Origin of the sequence: Melaminivora sp. (genome assembly GCF_032059615.1) — a bacterium.
In the GTDB taxonomy this organism is placed as follows: Bacteria; Pseudomonadota; Gammaproteobacteria; order Burkholderiales; family Burkholderiaceae_C; genus Melaminivora.
The window spans coordinates 1-2,560 of sequence record NZ_DAMCAM010000075.1 but is presented as its reverse complement, the minus strand read 5'-3'; the positions used below and the strand labels follow the sequence as shown (position 1 = coordinate 2,560).

Here is a 2,560-nt window from a genome sequence, read left to right as displayed (position 1 = left end):
CGCGCAGCAGCTCGAACGGGCGCGGCAGCTCGGTGCCCTGCATGGCGCCCAGCTTCGGCACCGCCGACAGCAGCGCGCGCGTGTAGTCGTGCTGCGGCGCGGCGAAGACCTGGTCCGACGCGCCCTCCTCCACCTTGTCGCCGCGGTACATGACCAGCACGCGGTCGGCCACCTCGGCCACCACGCCCATGTCGTGGGTGATGAAGACCACGCCCATGTGCATCTCGTCCTGCAGCTGGCGGATGAGCTGCAGGATCTGCGCCTGGATGGTCACGTCCAGCGCCGTGGTGGGTTCGTCGGCGATCAAGAGCTGCGGCTTGCACGACAGCGCCATGGCGATCATCACGCGCTGGCGCATGCCGCCCGAGAGCTGGTGCGGGAAGCGGTCGAGCACGTTCCTCGCCTCGGGAATGCGCACCAGCTCCAGCATGCGCAGGGCCTCGGCGCGGGCCGCCGCGCGGTCCATGCCCTGGTGCACGCGGATCGACTCGGCGATCTGGTCGCCGGCGGTGAACACCGGGTTCAGCGACGTCATCGGCTCCTGGAAGATCATGGCCACGTCGGCGCCGCGCACGGCGCGCATCTGCGCCTGGCTCGCCTGGGCCACGTCCAGCACCTGGCCACCCTGGCCCCGGTCGCGCCGGCGCAAGAGCGCCGAGCCGCGCACGATGCGCCCGCCACCGTGCTCGACCAGACGCATCAGCGCCAGCGAGGTCACGGATTTGCCCGAGCCGGATTCGCCGACGATGGCCAGCGTCTCGCCGCGGTCGACATGGAACGACAGGTCGCGCACGGCTTCCACGGTGCGCTCGGAGTTGGTGAAGCGGATGGTCAGGTCGCGCACGGCCAGCACGCGCTGCTCGGGCAAGGCCAGGGAAGAGGTGGTGGAAGAAGAAGTGGTGTTCATGGCGGATCGGCCGGGCGCGGGCGCGGTGCGTCAGCGGTAGATGAAGGTCTCGGGAAGCTGCCCGGCGCGCGCCAGGCCCCGGTACATGCCCTCGGTGTTGAAGGGCAGGGAGACATTGCCCCGGCGGTCGACGGCGATCAGCCCGCCCGTGCCGCCCAGGGCCGGCAGCGCCCCGTGCACCACGGCGTCGCAGGCCTGGTGCAGCGCCTGGCCGCCGTAGGCCATGCGCGCGCAGACGTCGTATGCGGCGGCCACGCGGATGAAGCTCTCGCCGTGCCCGGTGCAGGAGACGGCGGCGGTGCGGTCGTCGGCGTAGGTGCCGGCGCCGATCAGCGGGCTGTCGCCCACGCGCCCGGGGCGCTTGTTGGTCATGCCGCCGGTGGAGGTGGCGGCCGCCAGGTGGCCGTGCGCGTCCAGCGCCACCGCGCCCACGGTGCCCATCTTGCTGCCCTCGTGCAGTGGCGCGTCCTGCTGGCGGTCAGCCAGGGCCGCCGCGCCGTCGTGGTCGAGCACTGCGCCGGCGGCGCGCGCCTGCGCGTCACGCAACTGCGCGCGCCGCGCCTCGGTGGAGAAATATTCCGGCGCCACCGGCTGCAGGCCCGCGGCCAGCGCCATCCGCTCGGCGCCCTCGCCTGCCATCAGCACGTGCTGACCATGCCGCAGCACTGCCCGCGCGGCCAGCACGGGGTTGCGGATGCGCGCGACGCCCGCAACGGCGCCAGCGGCCAGGCTCGCCCCGTCCATCACGGCGGCGTCCAGTTCGTGCGTGCCCTCGGCGGTGAAGACCGCGCCATGGCCGGCGTTGAACAGCGGGCAGTCCTCCAGGACCTGCACGGCCAGGCACACGGCCTCCAGCGCCGCCCCGCCCCGCGCCAGCACCTCCTGGCCGGTCCGCAGCGCGGCCTGCATCGCCGCGTGGTAGGCCCGTTCCTGCTCGGGGCTGATGTGGCTGCGCGAGAGCGTGCCGGCGCCGCCATGCAGGGCGATCACGGGCGTTGCGCCGACGGAGGGGAAATGCATGGTGTTCATTCGGAAGGAGAAGGGGTCTGGCCGCGCGTGCGCAGGCTGGCCCGGCCGCTGCCGTGCAGCCAGGGCAGGACGGCCTCGGTGATGCGTGCGGCGCCCTGGACCGAGCCGTGCGAGCGCAGCGCCACGGCGCCGACCAGCGCCTCGATCAGCGCCAGCACCGTCGATTCGGAGTTGGCCGCGTGGTAGCTCTCGGTGTGGGCGTACAGGCAGTGGTGTGCCGCCGGCACCAGGGGCGAGTGCGGCCCGTCGGTCAATGCCAGCACGCACACGCCGCGTTCGTACGCGGCCTGCGCCAGCACCACGGTGTCGGACAGGTAACGCGGGAAGGCGATGGCGATGCACAGGTCGCCGGCGCCCATGCGCGGCAGCTGGCGCGCTCCCTGGGAGGCGCCGCCCACCCCCCCCATCAGGTGCACGTTGTCGCAGTACGCCTCCAGGCTGCGCTGGAGCAGTCCGGCCAGCCAGCCCGACGCGCCGAAGCCGAGCACGTAGATCCGCTGGGCCTGCACGATCGCCTGGACCGCGGCTTCGCAGGCCTCGCCCTCCAGCGCCCTCTGCGTGGCCGCGATGTTGCGCTGGCTTTCTTCCAGCGCGGCCACGAAGGCGTCGTGCACCGAGCCGGGC

3 protein-coding genes are annotated in these 2,560 nt (G+C 73.2%); all 3 read right to left on the bottom strand.

The genetic code is table 11. The features are described 5' to 3' along the window. A partial coding sequence (locus RT051_RS13160) for an ABC transporter ATP-binding protein (RefSeq protein ID WP_313077372.1) occupies positions 1 to 907 on the bottom strand: 907 nt, incomplete at its 3' end. A 30-nt stretch (positions 908 to 937) separates the two neighbouring features. After that, positions 938 to 1,936, bottom strand: a complete 999-nt coding sequence (locus RT051_RS13155; protein WP_313077369.1) for an isoaspartyl peptidase/L-asparaginase — start codon at positions 1,934 to 1,936, stop codon at positions 938 to 940. Then, on the bottom strand, positions 1,933 to 2,560 hold a 628-nt coding region (locus RT051_RS13150), incomplete at its 5' end, for a MurR/RpiR family transcriptional regulator (protein ID WP_313077366.1). The genes RT051_RS13155 and RT051_RS13150, both read right to left, overlap by 4 nt.

Bases quoted from the DNA above. Each gene is read 5' to 3' on its own strand.
- RT051_RS13155 (WP_313077369.1), bottom strand. From the start codon at position 1,936: ATGAACACCATGCATTTCCCCTCCGTCGGCGCAACGCCCGTGATCGCC.